This is a genomic window from Solwaraspora sp. WMMA2080, from assembly GCF_027497395.1.
GTDB lineage: Bacteria > Actinomycetota > Actinomycetes > Mycobacteriales > Micromonosporaceae > Micromonospora_E.
Genome location: NZ_CP114910.1, coordinates 4,562,145 through 4,579,698 on the forward strand (window position 1 = coordinate 4,562,145; position 17,554 = coordinate 4,579,698).

Below are 17,554 nucleotides of genomic sequence, written 5' to 3' on the forward strand. Positions count from 1 at the left end.
AGGTTACTGGTTGACCGGACAAGTCACGATATTTCTGATGAAGTGGCTTTCGGCTGCTGGTGTCGCTCCGGCACCGGTAGTGGGCCAACTCACGGCAGACCGGTGGTGGCGCTGGAGCGCACCACCGCAACCGGCAGGGTGTGACACATGAACTCGTACGGCGACCCCAACTCCGCCCACGGGCGTGCCTACAGTCCAGGCAGCGGTGGCGGATACGGATCCGAGCCGGATGACTACCACTGGGCCGGGACGGACGACGCCGGGCCGGCCCGCGGCCCCTCCGCGCGGGGCGACTCCGACGCGGGTCGGTACGGCGGAGATGCTTCCCGTGGACCGGCCAACCCCGGCGCCGGTCGGGCCTCGGTCGGTGGCCGGGCTCCGGTCAGCGGCGCCTCCGCCGGACGGGCCTCCGCCGGACGAGCGTCGGTCGGCGGCGGTCCAGCCGGTCGGGCCTCGGTCGGTGGCCGGGCTCCGGTCAGCGGTGGCGCCCCGGTCGGTGGCAGCGCCTCGGTCGGCGGTGCCGCCGGCCGTTCCGGAGTCGGCCGGGCGACCGTCGGGCGGGCCAGCGTACGACCGGTCTCGCCGGCCGGTGAGTTCGGCGGAGGTCCCGGCGGTCCCGGCGGACCCGGCGGACCCGACGGCCCGTCCGGTCCGGGACGCCGTGGCCGGGGCGGTCGCGGCAGCGACCCTGCCGCAGCGAAACGGGCCAAGCAGCGTCGGCGGATCAACCTGCTGATCGCGTCGTTCGCGGTCCTGATCATGCTCACCGGTGGTGCCGTCGTCGGCGGCACCTACTACTCCACGACAGTGGCCCTGCCCGAGGAGCTGCCGCTTCCGCTGGCCAGCACGATGTACGCCAGCGACGGCACCACCCGGATCGCCAAGCTGGGCGAGTTCAACCGGGTGTTCGTCACCGTCGACCAGATCCCCGAGCACGTGCAGCGGGCGGTGGCCTCCGCCGAGGACCGCAAGTTCTACGAGCACTCCGGCGTCGACTACGTCGGTATCGCCCGAGCGGCCTGGAACAACTTCACCGGCGGCACCCGGCAAGGTGCCTCGACGATCACCCAGCAGTACGCCCGGAACGCGATGGACCTGCAGGAGGTCTCCTACGCCCGAAAGGTCCGCGAGGCGGTGCTGGCCTCGAAGCTCACCGACCGGTACGACAAGTCCGAGATCATGGGCTTCTACCTGAACACGATCTACTTCGGCCGCGGCGCGTACGGCATCGAGGCCGCCGCACAGCAGTACTTCGGCAAGTCGGTCGCCGACCTGTCGGTCGCCGAGGGGGCGGTGATCGCGGCGGTCATCAAGCAGCCGGAGCCGGACGCAACCACCGGGCACCAGGGCTACGACCCGGCAGTCAACGAGGCCGACGCCAAGGTCCGCTGGGAGTACGTGATCGGTGGCATGGTCGAGATGGGTTGGCTGCCCGAGGCCGAGCGACCGACCGAGTACCCGGAGATCCGGCAGGTCGACCCGAACAGCTGCATCATCGACTGCGGGATCAACACCCCCGAGGGCAACGTCATCAACTACGTCCGCGACGAGATGGTGCAGATGGGCATCTGCACGCCGGACACCTGCTCGCAGGAGCTGCGGCAGGGCGGCTACCGCGTCGTCACGACGATCGACGCGAAGATGCAGGACGCTGCGGAGAAGGCGATCTGGCGTAAGGCCAAGGGGTCGGCTATGGAGGGCCAGCCGGAGAACCTGATGGCGGCGATGGTCGCGATCGATCCGGAGACCGGCCGGGTGCTCGCCTACTTCGGCGGCGACAACGGCACCGGGCATGACTACGCCGGCCGCAACTACGAGAACGGCCAGTGGACCGGCGGCCACTCACCCGGCTCGACGTTCAAGATCTACACATTGGCCGCCGCCCTGGACAACGACATCTCGGTCGACTCGCACTGGACGGCCAAGCCGTTCAAGGTCGAGGGCACCGAGATCCAGGTGCAGAACGCCGGCCGGAACGCCAGCTGTGGCGAGTGGTGCTCGCTGGAGTTTTCCACCGTCCAGTCCTACAACGTGCCCTTCTACCACGTCACCGAGCAGATCGGTGCCGACAAGGTGGTCGGGATGGCCAAGGCGGCCGGCGTCGGCACCATGTGGAACACCGCCGACAACAAGCCGTACGACCTGACCACGGCCGACCCGAAGGAGGTCGCCCCGTCGCCGTTCTTCAACGTGGTCGGGTACGGGCAGTACCCGGTGACCGTGCTCGACCACGCCAACGGGGTGGCGACGCTGGCCAACCGTGGGGTCTACAACAAGGCCCACTTTGTGATCTCGGTGGAGAAGAAGAACCTGGTCAGCGGTGAATGGGTGACGGCCGGTGGCGAGCAGCTCAAGCCGGAGCAGCGGATCCGGCAGGAGGTGGTGGCGGACCTGACCGACGTGCTGACCCAGATCCCGAACAACATCAACAGGGACCTCAACGGCGGGCGTCCGGTCGCCGGCAAGACCGGCACCTGGGAGCTCAACGAGTCCAGCGGCGAGAACGGCGACGCCTGGATGGTCGGGTACACGCCGCAGATCGCGACAGCAGTGTGGGTCGGCAACGTCGGGGACCGCGAGGCGATCCGCGACAAGAACAACAACAAGATCGGTGGTAGTGGACTGCCCGCCATCATCTGGCAGCGCTTCATGAACGAGGCGCACAAGGGGATGGACGTCGAACAGTTCCCGGCTGCCCGGGAGATCGGCAGCGTCGACGCCGGCAACGGCAAGTCCCCGGCACCGCCGCCGCCGGACCCGGAAGAGCCGGGACAGGGCGGGATCTGTGACGGCCCGCTGGGCGACCTGTTCTGCCCAGGCCGCGGAAACAACAACGGCGACCAGGACGATGACGAAGGTGACCCCACCCGTACTCCCGGTAACGGTGCCGACCCCAACGACGGTGACGACCAGGGTGGCGACGGTGGCATCGGGTTCGACTTCGGCGGTGGTGCCGGCGGCACCACGGTGCCGCCGACGCTGCCACCGCCGACACGCTGATCGACGGACGTAGATAGGCAACTACCGCGCCGGCCGGTGACCAGGTCAACTGACCTGGTCACCGGCCGGCGCGGTAGTTAGCTGAACTCGACATGCCGGTCCTGGGCAGACGAAAGCAGGTCGAGTACGGCAGGATGCCTGTTCATGAGCGTGCACTCGCCGAACGGTATCGATGGAGTTGAGCGGGCCGAGCAACCCGGACCGGCCACCGCAGCCGAGGGCGAGACGGTCGAGCGGCCGCCAGTCGACCACCCGTCGCGCGCTGACCGGTTCGTCCGCGGCCTCTCTGAAGCGATCGGTGGTCCGCTGGGCCGGCACGCCGCCGGGCAGGACCGTGCCGCCGGTCGGCCCGGCCGGTTCTGGACCGCCGCCCGGATCGTGCTCGCACTGATCTGCCTCAGTCTCGCCGCGCACTGGGTGCAGAAGTCGCCCTGCATGGACGGTGCCTGGCAGGACAACGTCCAGTACACCCGGTTCTGCTACACCGACGTGCTCGCCCTCTACTACGCCGAAGGGCTCAACGAAGGCAAGATCCCCTACTTCGACCACCCCGTCGAGTACCCGGTGGTGACCGGCTACTTCATGGGCGTACTCGGGCTGCCGGTGCACGCGCTCGGCGCGGACCGGCCCGAGCTCAACCAGGCGATGTGGTTTTACAACGCCAACGCCCTGGTGCTCTGCGCGCTGGGGGTGGCCGCCGTGGCGGCGATCCTCGCCCTGCGCCGCCGCCGGCCGTGGGACGCCGCGATGTTCGCCCTCGCCCCTGCGCTGGTGCTGACCGCCACCGTCAACTGGGACATGCTGCCGATCGGGTTCGCGATGTTCGGCCTGTTCGCCTGGGTGCGGCAACGCCCACTGCTCGCTGGCGTACTGCTCGGCATCGGCGGCGCCGCCAAGATGTGGCCGCTGTTCCTGCTCGGACCGATCCTCGTCCTCGGCCTGCGGTCGGCCCGGATCCGGGCCACCGCCACCGCGATCGTCGCGGCGGTCGGCACCCTGGTCGCGGTCAACCTGCCGGTCTACCTCTTCGCCCACGACGGGTGGCGGCGGTTCTTCGAACTCAACTCCGAACGGCCGATCGACTGGGGAACGCTCTGGTACATCGGACGTTACCTGGACGGCAAGTGGGCCGGTGGCACGCCCGGCGACCAGGGCCCGTTCCAGTGGCTCAGCGACCACATTCCGACGTTGAACACCCTGTCGTACGTCCTGTTCGGTCTGGCCTGCCTCGGCATCGGCGCGTTGGGAGTGTTCGCGCCGCGCCGGCCCCGGCTGGCCGCGTTGGCCTTCCTGGTGGTCGCGGCGTTCCTCATCTTCAGCAAGGTCTGGTCACAGCAGTTCACCTTGTGGCTGTTGCCGCTGATCGTGCTGGCCCGGCCGCGCTGGGGTGCCTTCCTCGCCTGGCAGGCCGCCGAGGTCGGCTACTTCCTCGCCTTCTACGGGCAGTTGCTCGGCACCGCGACCGGCAGCCAGGTCATTCCGGAAGGGGTCTTCGTGCTGGCCGCCACGCTGCGGCTCGGCACGGTGGTGGCGCTGTGCGTGTTCGTGATCCGCGACATCCTCCAGCCGGAGCAGGACGTCGTGCGCCGCAACTACTCCGACGACCCGGACGGTGGCGTCTTCGACGGCGCGCCGGACGCCGGCTGGGTGCCCAGGGTCCGCCGCTGGTTCAACGACGAACGCGAACCCCGGTCGGCAGCCGGAGAATCACAGCCGGTAGACGACGGTGTCGCCGATGTCGACCCGGTCGATGCCGAGCCCGTCAACCGGTAGGTCGACGGTGGTCTGCCACGGCGTGCCAAGCACCTGGTCACGCCGGAGCACCACGGTGCGTACGCCCAGCTCCCGCAGGTACCCGATGCTGGACCGGTCGGGGAACGTCCGGGTGACCTCCCGTACCTCGGCCAACTGGTCCGGAGTGAAGCCGCTGCCGCCGTTCACCACCGGCTGGAACCGGGTCGTCGACCAGAGCATCACGTGCTGGTCGAGATTCTGGCTGCTGGGCAGCACCAGGATCGGACCGTCGTCGACCCGCATGATCTGCGGCTGCTCGGGCACCTCCGGGTGCGGGGTGACGTTCAGCCCCTCTACCAGGACCAGCAGCAGGGGCAGCAGGGTAGCCAGCCGCAGCAGCGCGCCGGGCCGTTCGGTAACCCGTTGCCGGGCGATGTCGTCGACTCGGCCGACGAACGCCGCCACCGCGCCGGCAGCGAGGATCGCCAGCAGCAGCGTGGTCCACAACATCATCCGGCCCGGTGTGCGAATCCCGTCCCAGCCGGGTACGTACTCGAAGAGCAGACCGTAGCTGTAGGTGCCGTCGAAGAAGCTGCTGCCCATCGCCAGGATCCCGGTGAGCAGCACCCCGGCGAGCAGCAACAACCGTTGCCGCCACGTCCAGATGGACAGCACCAGCCCGGCGAGCGCCAGCGCGTACAGCACGAAGCCGGGCAGCAGGGTCATCTCCGGATGCCAGGGCAGTGCCGCGCGGGCGTCGGCGTGCCGGTCGCCCCAGATCAGCGACTCCGCCGGCGCGGTGAAGAACCCGGACACCGGCGGCGAGTACGCGGCCAGGTCGTCCATGGTCCGGGCGGCGTTCGGGTGCAGCTCGGCGACCCGGAAGTACGGGATCGCCAGCAGCACCCCGACGGCGGTGAACAGCGCGCCGCCGGCCAGGTCGGTGAGCAGCAGTACGGCTCCGAACGGCTTCCGCTGCGGCCAGAACCAGGTACGCCGGACCAGGTACATGGCCAGTGAGACCAGGCAGATGACCGCCAGGATGTAGATGAACGGCAGTCCGATACCGAATCCGAGGCTCACCTGCCAGGCCGCGGTGAGCCAGCCGGCCAGCGCCCAGCTGACGCTGCGCCGCTGCGGTCGGTAGCCGTACCGCAGTGACCAGCCGTGCCCCCGGGCCAGCATGGCCAGCGCCAACGGGATGCCACCGTTGGAGACGATGTGCAGGTGCCCGGCCTGGGACAGCAGCCACGGCGCGTACGCGTAGCCGGCCGCACCGACGGCTGCCGCGGTCCGCCCGGTGCCGAGCTGGCGGATCAGCGCGTACGCGCCGAGCGCCGCCAGCGCGTGGGCCAGCACGAAGATGATGTTGTAGCGCAGGACCGCCGCTACCGGCCCTTCTCCGATCATGCCGGCGGGCGCGTAGCCGAGCAGGGTGTCGGAGAAGGCGAAGCTCCACGACTGCGGGTAGAAGGTGTTCGACTGCCACAGCTGGGTGGGGTCGGTCAGCAGGATGTGCCCGGACCAGGCCATCTGCCAGGCCTGCAAGGTCGGATCCCAGGTGTCCTGCGGGATCGTGTAGAGCGGGTAGCGCAGCGTGGGCCAGGTCATCGCCACCGCGACGACGAGCGCCGCGACGGTGGCCAGGCTCCATTCGTGGATCAGTACCCGGACGACGGCCCGCCGGGCCCGCACCAGCCGACCCGGCGGGCGTTGCGGCGCGGGACCGAACGCAGTGAACGGATCGGCAGGCGGCTCAGGCTTGGTTTCCGGCGGGTCGTCGGTCGGCTCAGGCTTGGTTTCCGGCGGGTCGTCGGTCGGCTCAGGCTTGGTTTCCGGCGGGTCGTCGGTCGGCTCGGCCTCCGGCCGGCCCGCTGTCGTTTCGTCGAGCTGTTGTTCGGTGCCGTTGGTCGATGCCGGGTCGGGGCGGACCGGGTCGGCCGTGCTGGCCTGGTCGCCGTCGGCGGCTGCTCGCTTGCCGGTCATCGGGTCGTGTCCTGCTGCCCCAGCCGATCACGCAGGAAGGCGATGTCCGCCGCCTGGCCGTCGGTGCCACCCGGAGTCTCGACGATGACCGGCGCGTCGGCGGATCGGATCACCGCGACGATCAGTTCCGGGTCGATCATGCCGGCCTGGAGGTTCTCATGGCGGTCCCGGCTGCTGTCGAAGGCGTCCTTGGACCCGTTGGCGTGGATCAGGTCGATCCGGCCGGTGATCGCCTTGATCCGGTCGACGATGCCGAGCAGATCCTCACCTGCGGCGTGGGCGTGGCAGGTGTCCAGGCAGAAACCCGGACCGAACTCGCCGATCGTGTCCCACAGTCGGGCCAGCGCGTCGAACCGTCGGGCGCAGGCGTTCTCGCCGCCTGCGGTGTTCTCGATCAGTACCGGAACCGGAAAGCCGCCCTGGTCCCGCGCATAGGCGAACGTCTTGCGCCAGTTGTCGAAACCCACCGCCGCGTCGTCGCCCCGGCTGACGTGGCCGCCGTGCACGATCAGACCCTTCGCCCCCACCTGGCGGGCACCGGTGGCATGGCTCAGCAGGAGCTTGCGACTCGGAATCCGGATCCGGTTGTTCGAGGTGGCGACGTTGATCACGTACGGAGCATGCACGTACCGGTCCACGTCCGAGCTGGCCAGCTGATCCGCGTCGGTGCGCGGCTGCGGGGCCTTCCAGCCCTGCGGGTCGGAGAGGAAGAACTGGACCGCGTCTGCCCGGCGGTCGGCGGCTGCGGTGAGCGGGTCGCTGGGGTCGACGTGGGCTCCGATACGCATGGGCCGAGCCTACGTGGCAAGCCTGACGATCCGGGCACCGGCGGCTCGCGCCGACCACCGGTTCGTACCGGTGGACAGGGGCCGGCCCGTCCGGCGAGCCGGTCGCGTCACCGCCGCCACCCGCGGTCGTTGCTCCGGGTAGAGAACCGGCCCGGTGTCTCCGCCGGTCGGCGCCGGCACCGACGTCTTCGTGCTGGGACCGGCACCGACGTTCGTGCTGGGAGAGTACGTGCCGATAGAACTGTCGCTCGCGCACGGTGTGGCGGCCTCCTGGCTCGCCGGTCTGACCGGACAAGATCATCCAATCGGACTATTGGCGCTCCTTGCGCTAATTGCCGTGATAGGCGTGTCTGTAGCGGCAATAAGGGTTATAGTTGTGCAACACGGGCAGAGGTTCAAGCACCTGCCCTGACCAGCGCACAACTGCACAGGCTCCGCGGGGCGCCTCACGTCCAACCTCGTCGGTGTGGTCGTTCCTCCCCAGGTCCCACCCAAAGAATGCGGACAGGGGGCGCCCCGCGGCTCGTACGCTCAGCCGGCTATTCTTGTCCGGTTACGTCGACGTCAGTTGCCTGACTGGTCGTCGGCGTCACGACGCTGGACCTCCTGCCACGGAAGGACCGTGGCCGTCAGCCCACAGGAGGTGAGTACGTCTTGCGTCATTACGAGATCATGGTCATCCTCGATTCCAGCCTTGAAGAGCGTACGGTCGCGCCCTCGCTCGACACGTACCTCAACGTGATCCGCACCGCCGGAGGCTCGGTCGAGAAGCTCGACGTCTGGGGCCGCCGTCGCCTCTCCTTTGAGATCAACAAGAAGGCGGAAGGCATCTACGCGGTCATCGATCTGCAGGCCACCCCGGATGCTGTCGCCGAGCTCGACCGCCAGTTGCGACTCAACGAGTCGGTGCTGCGCACCAAGGTCATTCGGCCGGAGACGCGCTGACCGCGTCCCACCGGTCCGCCCGACAGCCTTCGTCGGTCCTGTCACACGGCTCTGGCAGCCTGGTGACGAGGACGTCGACCGAGTGCGCGAGGAGATGGTCATGGCAGGAGATACCACCATTACGGTCATCGGCAACCTGACCGATGACCCTGAGTTGCGCTTTACTCCGTCGGGAGCAGCGGTCGCCAAGTTCCGGGTGGCCTCGACCCCCCGGTACATGGATCGCGCCTCCGGCGAGTGGAAGGACGGCGAGCCGCTCTTCCTTTCCTGCACGGTGTGGCGCCAGGCGGCGGAGCACGTCGCCGAGTCGCTCCAGCGGGGTGCCCGGGTGATCGTCTCGGGTCGGCTGCGGCAGCGGTCGTACGAGACCCGTGAGGGCGAGAAGCGGACCGTCATCGAGTTGGAAGTCGACGAGATCGGCCCGTCGCTGCGGTACGCCACCGCGAAGGTGCAGAAGATGTCCCGCTCCGGCGGTGGCGGCTTCGGCGGCTCTGGCGGCTCTGGCGGCGGTGGCAACCAGGGCGGCGGCTTCGACGACCCATGGGCCACGGCCGCGCCGGCCGCCTCGTCCGCCCGTTCGGGCGGCGGGAACTTCGACGAGGAACCTCCATTCTGATATGGCTTCCAACGCCCGCGATCGCAAACCAGGAGCACGAGCAATGGCCAAGGCTGCGGCACTTCGCAAGCCGAAGAAGAAGGTGAACCCGCTCGACAAGGACGGGATCACCTACATCGACTACAAGGACACCGCGCTGCTGCGCAAGTTCATCTCCGACCGGGGCAAGATCCGTGCCCGGCGGGTGACCGGAGTGACCTCCCAGCAGCAGCGGCAGATCGCCCGTGCGGTCAAGAACGCCCGCGAGATGGCGCTCCTGCCGTACACCACGACGGCCCGCTGAGCGGAGGCACCGATATGAAGATCATCCTCACGCAGGAGGTGTCTGGGCTCGGCTCCCCCGGGGACATCGTCGAGGTGAAGAACGGCTACGGCCGTAACTACCTGCTCCCCCAAGGGTTCGCGATCTCCTGGACCAAGGGTGCCGAGAAGCAGGTCACCTCGATCAAGCGGGCCCGTTCCGCCCGGGAGATCCGCGACCTCGGGCACGCCAACGAGGTCAGAGGTCAACTGGAGAGCCTGAAGGTCACCCTGACCGCCCGGGCCGGCGAAGGCGGTCGACTGTTCGGCTCGGTCACCCCGGCCGAGGTCGTCGACGCCGTCCGTACCGCTGGTGGTCCGGTCCTGGACCGGCGGCGGCTGGAACTGCCCGGCCACATCAAGTCGGTCGGCACCTACCCGGTGAAAGTCAAGCTGCACCCGGACGTCACCGCCAAGTTCGACCTCAGCGTGCTGCAGGCCCGGTAGCTCCGGCAGGCACAGCGCGCGAGACATCCGGCTCAGGGGTCACACCAGACGGTGTGGCCCCTGAACCATGTTCAGCGCAAAGTGCTGGAGACGACGACCGGATCCCCAGACCCGAGGTAGAAGATGCCCGGGTAGCCGGCGGTGGCGAAACCGTGACTGGTGTTGCGGCGCAGCACTGAATCTGTCAGTTCGAGCGTGCCGGACCGGTCGTTGCTGACAAAGAAGATGGCCCCGCCACCTTCCCGCGCCTCGTTGTCGGCGATGACGGTGCCGGCGATGGAGACGGTGAACCGGTTGCCGTCGGCGTAGATCGCCCCGCCACTACCGCCGCCCGGGGTGCCGGGCTTGGCTGGATTCGCACCGTTGCCGGTCGCCGAGTTGTGCGTCAGCACACTGTTCAGCACGGTCCACGAGACACCGATGCTGCTCAACGCTCCGCCGTTGGCACACACCCCGCCGTCGCCGGGCGCCCCGCCGAAGGTGCTCTGCACCACGTACACCGGCTGGTCCTGCCACTGGTCCAGCACCCGGATCGCCGCGCCCCCGAGGTCCGGTCCGGTCGGGTCGCAGCGGTTACCGACGAACCGGGAGTTGACCACCCGGAACTGGCCGCCCCGGACGAAGATTGCGCCGCCGCCACCACCGTCGACCTGCTCACCGGTGGAATCGCCGTCGGCGAAGGTCAGGTTCTGCACGACCAGTTCGGGATGGTCCTGATCGTTGCAGTGCGAGGTCGTCCAGCCCTGCGCCTCGTCGCAGGTGTTCATGTACAGAATTCGTCGTTGTCCGCCGCCGCTGAGGGTGACCAGCCCGCCGCCGTCCAGCACCACCTGCCGACTGGCCGCGTTGCGGACCTTCGCCGTCCGGTCCATCGTGATCACCACCGGCTTAGGCCCGCAGGCGAAGGTGATGATTCCGCCGGCCGCGACCGCTTCGACGACCGCCTGGGAGGTGCAGCTGGCCGACGTACCGTCGCCGATCGTGCGGGTCGGCCGGCTGGTGTCCACCGCGCGGGCCCGCGCCGGCACCTGAGCTCGTCCGTCGGGGTTGCCGGCTGCCGGACCGGCCACCGGCGGCCGGTCGGGAGCCTTCGACGGCATCGGTGCCGCACCCAGCCCCGCCGCGCCGGACGGTGGTGGCGTGCCATCCGACGGGGTAGCGGCCGGCACGGCGGTACCGGACGACGCCTCGGACGGCGCCCCGCTGGCAGTAGGGCCGTCATCGACCGCAGCGTCGTCGCCGGCCGCGCCGCACCCGGTCACCAGCACCGTCGCCAGTACGGCGAGCAGTGGCCCGGTCACGGTCAGGTTGATCCTCTGGCTGCGGCTGAACACCGGTCGATCCTAGGAGCACGGCACCCGCGACGACCAGCGCGAACAGTCGGGGATCCGGGACCCGCCCGGTAGATCCGGCGTCAGCCGATCGGTTGGCCGGTGATAGCGCTGGCGAGTACGGTCGACATGCCGCCGCCGATCACCGCCGCCGCCAGGCCGACACTCGAGGCGCGCCACGTGCCGCTGACCCACCTGATCGTCACCGCCAGGACCAGCGAGATCATCAACGCGTACGCGAAGGCCGGAGCAGCGGCCAGTAGCGAGTTGATCGCCTGTGCCCGAGCGGAGAGGCAGTCGCCGTCCACCCCGAGAACGCAGTCGTTGGTCGCCGGGGTGCCGTCCAGGGTGAGGCTCCAGATCAGAAACGCCACCACCGGCAGGGCGTACCAGGCAGCCGTGTACAGCAGCGAGGACAGATAGCCGCCCTGGTCGGCGTCGATCAGTTCGTCGTCGATCCGGTACGTCAACCGCCGCTGCGACGGGGGCTCGTACCGCGGCCGTGGTCGTTGCTCGGGCAGCACCCGGGAGCGGGGCGCGCTCGGCAGGGCGATCGGTGACCGGGGTGCCGAAGCCGGCGTCTCCACCCACCTGGGGTCGTCTGCGGCCAGCCGGGTCCCCGACCAGAAGGTGCCTTCCCGGCCCGGCTCGACCTGCGGCCACGGATCGACCGGCGGAAGGACGTCGGCGACGTCGGCGACGTCGCCGACCTCGGCCGCGCGTCTCTTGCGCGCCCCGGTGCGGCTACCGGCCGGCCAGCTCTCCGGGTCGTCGCCCCGGTGCCACTGATCGGTCTGGTCGCCGATCTCGCGCCAGCTGTCGACCGGTTCCGGGCGGTACGCCCCGCGGCCCAACTCCCGGGCCCGACGGGTGGGCGGCTGCGCCGGGCCCGCGCCGATCGCCCGCGGCGAGGACGCGGCCCGCGGCCAGGTGCCGGTCTCGTCGGTGAACTCCCGCCGGGGCGGTTCGATCTCGCGGCGGGCCGGCCGGTCCCATCGCCCGGCCTGGTCCGCCTCTCGCGGCCACCCGCCGGTGCGCTCGGCACCTCGAGGCCACCCGCCGGTGCGCTCGGCACCCCGGGACCATTCGCTGGTGTGGTCGGCATCCCGGGACCATTCGCTGGTGTGGTCGGCACCCCGGGACCATTCGCTGGTGTGGTCGGCATCCCGGGACCATTCGCTGGTGTGGTCCGTCGCGCTGGACCATCTGCTGGCGGGCTCGTCGTCGCGTAGCCACTGCGCAGCGTGGTCGTCGTCGAGGCGACGCCGGATGTCGTCGCGGTCGCGCCGTCGGCGACCGGGCCGGTCAGCGTCGGACGGCTGGCCGCTACGACGAGACGATCGGCGACTGCGGCCGCCGTAACCCTCCCGGTCACCAGGGTCACCTGGATCACTCGGCGGCGTCGACCATCGAGCTGGCGCGCTCGACCAGGTCGCGGGCGGCGCGGTGGCTGGACCGTCCGGGTCGAGCGGACCTGCGCCCGACACCGGACCGGAACGACTATCGGGCGGCTCACGCCGCCAGCCCGCCGAATCGCCGGACACCGGGCTGCCGGAGATCGGGTCCTCGGCCGCGCGGCGCCGGCCCGGTGCCCGCCGAGGCCGGTCCCAGTCGTGGGCGTCGATCTCGGGCCCGGCCGCTGGCAGCGCCGGACGGTCACGGGACCGACGGCCCCGTACCGGCTGCTCAGGAATCTGCCACGATTCGTCGCGGTGCCGCCCGGCGTGGCCAGCCGGCGGATCCCGATGGACCGGCTCACCTGTTGGCGGGGTCGGGCCGGCGGGCAGCGCCCACCGGTCCGTAGCCGGGCTGCCCCGGTCGGCCTGGTGCCGCGCACTGTCGCGTCGGTCCTCGTAGCGGCCGCGTCGGTCCTCGTAGCGGCGCCGGCCGCGTGGTGCCTCGTCATCCTCGGTCGGGTCGTAGCGCTGCGGTCGACGAGAGCGTGTGACCGGGTCGGTATCGGTGTCGTCGGGCCACCGGGCAGCCGACCGCCGCTCGCGTGGAGGGCGGTCGCCGTACTCCCACTCCCGGTAGTCCACCGCCGGAGCCTCGCCCCTTCGCTATCGAGCCGTGATCGGCTGGGCCGGCGAATCAGTTCCCGCCCGATAGTAGCCGGTAGCCCGGCGGGCAGCCCGGTGCAGATTATTGTCCACCGGCTGTGGATCGAGAAGTCCCAGCTCAGAGGGCTTATCGCCGGCTTGGCGGCGAGTTTTCCACAGGCTGTGCACAAGGTTGTGCACAGCCTGCGCCATCCTGTCCACAGCTTGTCCAGAGGTTCATCCACCGCCGTGTTTGGGCATGCCGCCGCAAGTCCGTATCGTTTCCCGGAGCCCTCCCACGCCGATGCGACGCCCCCCGGTCGCCCGGTCCCTGGTGGGCCGACCGCAGGTCGTCGACGACGCACGAGCAGACGATGTCGTACCCGCGCAGTTGACTCGCGGCAGTGATGTAGTGAAGGGGGGCGCCCGGATGTCCATCACGGACGACCTGCAGACCGAGCCCCGGCCACCGGCCCGCCCGACCGGCCCGCCCGGCCCACCGGTTAAGCCACCCGGTCCGCCCACCGGCGGTGAGCCCTTCGACCGCACGCCGCCCCAGGATGTCGCCGCCGAACAGTGTGTCCTCGGCGGAATGCTGCTCTCCAAGGACGCCATCGCCGACGTCGTGGAGATCCTCAAACCGCATGACTTCTACCGCCCGATCCACGCCACGGTCTTCGACGCGGTGCTGGACCTGTACGGGCGAGGCGAGCCGGCGGACGCGATCACCGTCTCCGCCGCGCTCGCCAACTCGGGTGACCTCGGCCGGATCGGTGGTGCGCCGTATCTGCACACCCTGATCGCAAGCGTGCCGACTGCGGCCAACGCCTCCTACTACGCCAGGATCGTGGCCGAGCGCGCGGTGCTGCGCCGCATCGTCGAGGCCGGCACCAAGATCGTGCAGCTCGGGTACGGTTCGGCCGCCGGCGGTGGCCGGGACATCGACGACGTCGTCGATCTCGCTCAGCAGGCGGTATACGACGTCACGGAACGGCGGGTCAGCGAGGACTTCGCGGTCCTGGCCGACATGCTGCAGCCGACCCTCGACGAGATCGAGGCGGTAGGTGCCCAGGCCGGCATGATGACCGGGGTGCCCACCGGGTTCACTGACCTGGACCGGTTGCTCAACGGGCTGCACCCCGGACAGTTGATCATCGTCGCCGGCCGACCCGGCCTCGGCAAGGCGTTGGCGCTGGACACCCCGCTGCCCACCCCGACCGGCTGGACCACCATGGGTGAGGTCGTGGTCGGTGACCGACTACTCGACGCCACCGGTCGACCCACCACGGTCGTCGGCACCTCTGCCGTCCTGCTCGGCGGGCGGTCCTACCAGGTCGAGTTCTCCGACGGCTCGGTGATCGTCGCCGACGGTGACCACCTCTGGCAGGTGACGCATCGGCCCGCCGTGCCGGTACCGGTAGCGGCCGGCGCGGCGCTGGCTGCTGTCACCCCGGTGCCGGTCTCGGCCGCTCTGGCGTCGGCCGGCCGGTCCGGGCCACGACCGGCCCAGTCCGCACCTGCACGGTCCACCCAGGTACTGACCACCGAAGAGATCCTGGACCTGCTCGACCGGTCACCAGCGGAGCGCCCCGAGGTCACCGTCACGAACTGCCACGCCTTGGCGCTGCCCGACCGCGACGACCTGCCGGTGCCGCCGTACCAGTTGGGGGTCGATCTTGCCGGTGGTGACCCGGCTGCCGACCACCGCCAGGCCGACCGGCGAATCCCCGACGCGTACCTGCGCAGTTCCGAGCGGCAGCGGCGGGCGCTGCTGACCGGCCTGTTGGACACCGCCGGCACCCGCAACCCCGGCGGGCTGGACGAGTACCGGACCACTTCGCGTCTGATGGTTGAGACGGTACGCGAGTTGGTGGCGAGCCTCGGTCTGCACTGCACCGTGTCGGCAGGCACCGTCCAGGGCCGGATGACCTCGCCGTCCAGCGTCTACACGGTGACCATCCACACTCATGACGACCAGCAGCGACGGGTCACCTCGATCCGACCGGTCCGCAGCGTGCCGGTGCGCTGCGTCACCGTGGACAACCCTGACCATCTTTATCTCGCCGGCCGGACGATGATCCCGACGCACAACTCGACCGCATCGATGGACTTCGCCCGCAACGCGGCGATCCGGGCCGGCCACGCCAGCGCGATCTTCTCGCTGGAGATGAGCAAGGTGGAGATCGTCATGCGGCTGCTCTCCGCCGAGGCGAAGGTGCCGTTGCATGTCCTGCGCTCCGGCCAGCTCTCCGACGACGACTGGACGAAGCTGGCTCGTCGGATGGGCGAGATCAGTGAGGCGCCGCTCTTCGTCGACGACACGCCCAACATGAACCTGATGGAGATCAGGGCCAAGGCGCGGCGGCTTCGGCAGCGGCACGACCTGAAAATGATCGTCGTCGACTACCTGCAGCTGATGACCTCACCGAAACGCACCGAGAGCCGTCAGCAGGAGGTCGCGGATCTGTCCCGTGGGCTCAAACTGCTGGCCAAGGAGGTCGAGTGCCCGGTGATCGCGGTCAGTCAGTTGAACCGTGGCCCGGAGCAGCGTACCGACAAGCGGCCGCAATTGTCTGATTTGCGTGAGTCGGGGTCGATCGAGCAGGACGCGGACGTGGTCATTCTGTTGCACCGAGATGACTACTACGACAAGGAGTCGCCTCGGGCGGGCGAGGCGGACTTCATTGTCGCCAAGCACCGTAACGGGCCGACCGACACGGTGACTGTCGCCGCCCAGCTGCACCTCTCCCGGTTCGTCGACATGGCGATCTGAGCCACCTTGCCCGGGACGGCCGCCGCGCTGCCGGCCGTGCGGCGGCCCGGACCAGCGCAGTTCCGGACCGCCGGGGAACAGGCTCAGTCAAAGAGCTGGTTGAGAAAGCTCTTCTGCCGCTTGTGCCGGTAGTGTCCGTGGTAGCCGTGGTGCCCGTACGCGGGAGCCGGCGGGTAGGCCGGGGCCGGCGGCGGGTAGCCGGGCTGATGGTGCACCGGCGGTGGCGGCGGAGGCGGCGGATAACCGCCGGCCGGACTCGGTGCCGGGCGGGGTGGCTGACCCGGCTGCTGGCCGCCGGCACCACCGTTCCAGGCTGCCTCCGCGTCCAGCAGTCGCTCCAGCTCGCCCCGGTCCAGGAAGATGCCGCGACACTCGGTGCACTGGTCGACGGTGATCCCACTGCGCTCGTACTGCCGCATGGCGCCGTGACACTTGGGACAGTTCATCTGCATGACTCGACGGTACCGGCTCCGATCCTCACCTGCCGACTGGCAACGCGGCGATCTCGTCGTCGGACACCTGGTGGAAATCCTGGTAGTAACGACCGACGGCGCGAAAGTCCGTCGGTCGCAGGGGGCAGACGACCTCGTCGACCACGGCTTGGAGCGTGGCGATCGCCTCGGCCGAGCCGACCGGCACCGCCAGCACCACCCGGTCCGTACCGAGGCTTCGACTCACCGCGACCGCCGCCCGGGCCGACGCGCCGGTGGCCAACCCGTCGTCAACCAGGACGGCGGTCCGGCCATGTAGGTCCAGCGGCGGCCGGTCGCCCCGGAACAGCTGCTCGCGGCGGCGCAACTCAATGGTCTCCTCGGCGGTTATCCGGGCGATCTGTCCCGGGTCGAGCTGGTCGGCGATCTCCGGGTTCAGCACCCGCACCCCGCCCGGCCCGATCGCGCCGAAGGCGACCTCGGCCGCCGACGGCAGGCCGAGTTTGCGGATGACCAGCACGTCGTACGCCACGTCGAGCTGGTCGGCGATCACCGCCGCGACCGGTGCCCCGCCCCGCAACAGCCCGAGGGCGACAACGTCCGGTCGTCCCCGCAGCTGCGCCAGCTGCCCGGTCAGCTGCTCCCCTGCGTCGCGGCGGTCCCGGTACTCCATCTCCATGTCTTCAAGGTGTACGCCGTTTCCCGCCCGCCCGCCGCGCGGTCGGCGGATTCCACACCGACGGTCGGCGTCACCCTTTCCACACCGACGGTCGCCGTCACCCGGCCAGGATGTCGCCGGCCAGGCGGCCGACCAGTAGCGCGGCGAATCCGGCCAGCAGGGTTCCGGTGGCGTAGCCGGCGGCCGTCCAACGCTCCCGGCCGGAGCCGCCGGCCAGCTGGACCACCTCGTAGGCGAAGGTCGAGTAGGTGGTCAGCGCGCCGCAGAGGCCGGTGGCGAGCAGCCGGGCCGGCCAGCCGCCCCCGGCCAGTCCGGCTCCGGCGAGCAGGCCGATCAGCGCGGCCCCGGCCAGGTTGACCAGGAAGGTGCCCCAGAAGCTGGGCCGGCCGAGTCCCACCACGACCCGGTCGGTGAGGTAGCGAACCAGCGCGCCGACCGCCCCGCCGCACATCACCAGGAGCAGACTCATCCCGTACCTTCCGAGC

Annotated in this window: 15 protein-coding genes; 8 read left to right on the forward strand and 7 right to left on the reverse strand. The window is 70.0% G+C overall.

The window, feature by feature from the left end; all coding sequences use genetic code 11:
• The first annotated feature begins 147 nt into the window (after window positions 1-147).
• Both O7543_RS20655 and O7543_RS20660 read left to right on the forward strand, forming a co-directional pair.
• Window positions 148-3,000 carry a transglycosylase domain-containing protein gene (locus O7543_RS20655; protein WP_281552327.1) on the forward strand — a complete coding sequence of 951 codons (2,853 nt, stop codon included), beginning with the start codon at window positions 148-150 and terminating at the stop codon, window positions 2,998-3,000.
• A gap of 144 nt (window positions 3,001-3,144) precedes the next feature.
• Complete coding sequence (locus O7543_RS20660) at window positions 3,145-4,773, forward strand: glycosyltransferase 87 family protein (RefSeq protein WP_281552326.1); 1,629 nt, start codon at window positions 3,145-3,147, stop codon at window positions 4,771-4,773.
• Here O7543_RS20660 and O7543_RS20665 read toward each other — a convergent pair.
• Both O7543_RS20665 and O7543_RS20670 read right to left on the reverse strand, forming a co-directional pair.
• Window positions 4,708-6,720, reverse strand: coding sequence for a procyclic acidic repetitive family protein (locus tag O7543_RS20665; protein WP_281552325.1), 2,013 nt, complete (start codon window positions 6,718-6,720; stop codon window positions 4,708-4,710). The genes O7543_RS20660 and O7543_RS20665 overlap by 66 nt on opposite strands.
• On the reverse strand, window positions 6,717-7,508 hold the full coding sequence (locus O7543_RS20670) for a deoxyribonuclease IV (protein ID WP_281552324.1): 792 nt from the start codon (window positions 7,506-7,508) through the stop codon (window positions 6,717-6,719). The genes O7543_RS20665 and O7543_RS20670 overlap by 4 nt, the downstream gene beginning before the upstream one ends.
• Window positions 7,509-7,662: 154 nt before the next feature.
• Here O7543_RS20670 and O7543_RS20675 point away from each other — a divergent pair, with 154 nt between their 5' ends.
• The 5 genes from O7543_RS20675 (at window position 7,663) to rplI (ending at window position 9,816) form a co-directional block, all read left to right on the forward strand.
• Window positions 7,663-7,920 (forward strand): hypothetical protein, encoded by a 258-nt coding sequence (locus tag O7543_RS20675; RefSeq protein ID WP_281552323.1) that lies wholly within the window; start codon window positions 7,663-7,665, stop codon window positions 7,918-7,920.
• Window positions 7,921-8,162: 242 nt separating this feature from the next.
• Entirely contained in the window at window positions 8,163-8,453 is a 291-nt protein-coding gene (gene rpsF, locus O7543_RS20680; protein WP_123606670.1) for a 30S ribosomal protein S6, read from the forward strand.
• An 82-nt stretch (window positions 8,454-8,535) separates the two neighbouring features.
• A complete protein-coding gene (locus O7543_RS20685; protein WP_281552322.1) occupies window positions 8,536-9,069 on the forward strand; it encodes a single-stranded DNA-binding protein in 534 nt (177 codons plus the stop codon).
• A gap of 43 nt (window positions 9,070-9,112) precedes the next feature.
• Window positions 9,113-9,352, forward strand: a complete 240-nt coding sequence (rpsR, locus tag O7543_RS20690; protein ID WP_091551811.1) for a 30S ribosomal protein S18 — start codon at window positions 9,113-9,115, stop codon at window positions 9,350-9,352.
• A gap of 14 nt (window positions 9,353-9,366) precedes the next feature.
• The gene (rplI, locus tag O7543_RS20695; protein WP_281552321.1) at window positions 9,367-9,816 is read left to right on the forward strand and encodes a 50S ribosomal protein L9; all 450 of its coding nucleotides are present in this window, start codon (window positions 9,367-9,369) and stop codon (window positions 9,814-9,816) included.
• A gap of 71 nt (window positions 9,817-9,887) precedes the next feature.
• On the opposite strand, the gene O7543_RS20700 is transcribed toward rplI, so the two are convergent.
• Window positions 9,888-11,150, reverse strand: coding sequence for a hypothetical protein (locus O7543_RS20700; RefSeq protein WP_281552320.1), 1,263 nt, complete (start codon window positions 11,148-11,150; stop codon window positions 9,888-9,890).
• 80 nt (window positions 11,151-11,230) lie between these two features.
• On the reverse strand, window positions 11,231-13,186 hold the full coding sequence (locus O7543_RS20705) for a hypothetical protein (RefSeq protein WP_281552319.1): 1,956 nt from the start codon (window positions 13,184-13,186) through the stop codon (window positions 11,231-11,233).
• Window positions 13,187-13,616: 430 nt separating this feature from the next.
• Between O7543_RS20705 and dnaB the strand changes: the two genes are divergently transcribed.
• Complete coding sequence (gene dnaB, locus O7543_RS20710) at window positions 13,617-15,959, forward strand: replicative DNA helicase (RefSeq protein WP_281552318.1); 2,343 nt, start codon at window positions 13,617-13,619, stop codon at window positions 15,957-15,959.
• Between the two features lie 83 nt (window positions 15,960-16,042).
• Here the strand turns inward: dnaB and O7543_RS20715 are convergent, their stop codons facing one another.
• The 3 genes from O7543_RS20715 to O7543_RS20725 form a co-directional block, all read right to left on the reverse strand.
• Window positions 16,043-16,411, reverse strand: a complete 369-nt coding sequence (locus tag O7543_RS20715) for a zf-TFIIB domain-containing protein (RefSeq protein ID WP_281552317.1) — start codon at window positions 16,409-16,411, stop codon at window positions 16,043-16,045.
• Between the two features lie 25 nt (window positions 16,412-16,436).
• Window positions 16,437-17,069: a phosphoribosyltransferase family protein gene (locus O7543_RS20720; protein WP_281552316.1), complete on the reverse strand. Its 633-nt coding sequence runs from the start codon at window positions 17,067-17,069 to the stop codon at window positions 16,437-16,439.
• A gap of 97 nt (window positions 17,070-17,166) precedes the next feature.
• A complete protein-coding gene (locus O7543_RS20725; protein ID WP_281552315.1) occupies window positions 17,167-17,538 on the reverse strand; it encodes a CrcB family protein in 372 nt (123 codons plus the stop codon).
• Between the last annotated feature and the right edge of the window lie 16 nt (window positions 17,539-17,554).

Coding starts and splice junctions, on each gene's coding strand:
- O7543_RS20715 (WP_281552317.1), bottom strand. CDS start 16,411: ATGCAGATGAACTGTCCCAAGTGTCACGGCGCCATGCGGCAGTACGAG.
- O7543_RS20670 (WP_281552324.1), bottom strand. CDS start 7,508: ATGCGTATCGGAGCCCACGTCGACCCCAGCGACCCGCTCACCGCAGCC.
- O7543_RS20655 (WP_281552327.1), top strand. CDS start 148: ATGAACTCGTACGGCGACCCCAACTCCGCCCACGGGCGTGCCTACAGT.
- rplI (WP_281552321.1), top strand. CDS start 9,367: ATGAAGATCATCCTCACGCAGGAGGTGTCTGGGCTCGGCTCCCCCGGG.
- O7543_RS20665 (WP_281552325.1), bottom strand. CDS start 6,720: ATGACCGGCAAGCGAGCAGCCGCCGACGGCGACCAGGCCAGCACGGCC.
- O7543_RS20660 (WP_281552326.1), top strand. CDS start 3,145: ATGAGCGTGCACTCGCCGAACGGTATCGATGGAGTTGAGCGGGCCGAG.
- rpsR (WP_091551811.1), top strand. CDS start 9,113: ATGGCCAAGGCTGCGGCACTTCGCAAGCCGAAGAAGAAGGTGAACCCG.
- O7543_RS20725 (WP_281552315.1), bottom strand. CDS start 17,538: ATGAGTCTGCTCCTGGTGATGTGCGGCGGGGCGGTCGGCGCGCTGGTT.
- O7543_RS20720 (WP_281552316.1), bottom strand. CDS start 17,069: ATGGAGATGGAGTACCGGGACCGCCGCGACGCAGGGGAGCAGCTGACC.
- dnaB (WP_281552318.1), top strand. CDS start 13,617: ATGTCCATCACGGACGACCTGCAGACCGAGCCCCGGCCACCGGCCCGC.